Origin of the sequence: Microbacterium panaciterrae (assembly GCF_039541635.1) — a bacterium.
Taxonomy (GTDB): Bacteria; Actinomycetota; Actinomycetes; order Actinomycetales; family Microbacteriaceae; genus Microbacterium; species Microbacterium panaciterrae.
On the sequence record NZ_BAABGP010000001.1, the window covers coordinates 1 to 978 of the forward strand.

The window sequence follows — 978 nt, forward strand, 5'->3', positions numbered from 1 at the left end:
GCCCATTCTCCCGCGCAACTCGCGGCGGCTGGCCACCCCGCACCTTCTTGATCAACACGCCCTAGGCGATGGGGGCGGGCATCGAGAAGACGCCGAAGTGACGGCCGCCGTTGTCCCGAAGTCGGGCAAATGTCACTCCGGCCGCGTCGGTCACCGGTTCCATCAACACATCGCCTCCGAGAGTCTTGGCTTGCTCGATGATTGCCGGTACGTCCGCGACAAGCACGTAGAAGATCGCATAGTCCTCGAACTTGCCGGCATGATCGAAGATTCCTCCACTGGGGCCGGGCGTGTCGGGCGTGATGGCGGCGTGGTAGTCAACTCCGGCGAGGTCGGTGCTGAGCTTGAACTGCCACCCAAAGAGGTCCCCGAAGAACTTCTTCACGTCGTCCGGTCGGTCGCTACCGATTTCGAACCACGCGACAGAGTTGAGGGTTGGAGCAGTCATGGTTTCCTCCAGTGTTCGTACGTCAGCCCGCGGACGGGCTGTGTGGATTGCAGCAGGCTATCCAATATAGTTAACGTGGAAGCAACTTACAAGGAAACAAGATGACCGCCGCGCGTCGTGGAACCGGACCGGCCAGGCAGGTCTTACGCAATAGGCGAGCGGACCCGCACTCTTCGTGGCGGATCCATCCTCTCGAGAGCGAGGCTGGACGTTGGGCGCGCGCCGAGCGCCTGACTGAAATCGACGGCTTCGGTCACCCCCGTACGTACCGCGGAGTTCCGTTGGCTCGGCGGCCGGTGAAGGTTCCTGCATTCGAGGTGCGCCCGGAGGCTCGACACGCGCTGCGTTGGCCCGTTCGCCGCTGGCGCCGAGCGCGGTTGAAGCGACGGCCATGCATTCCGCGCCTTCAACTTCGGTCAAGTGCCAATCATTTGCCGAGATGGGATCAAGAACCCGAAGGCTCTCGGGTGCGTCCCGTAGCGTGGTGTCATTTCCCGCGGGGTTCTCGTCGTCGGAGACGGTGAAGGGCC

Annotated in this window: 1 protein-coding gene; it reads right to left on the reverse strand. The window is 63.0% G+C overall.

Going from position 1 to position 978, the window contains the following annotated elements:
* Positions 1–61: 61 nt before the first annotated feature.
* Positions 62–448, reverse strand: a complete 387-nt coding sequence (locus ABD882_RS00005) for a VOC family protein (RefSeq protein ID WP_345183056.1) — start codon at positions 446–448, stop codon at positions 62–64.
* Positions 449–978: the final 530 nt, after the last annotated feature.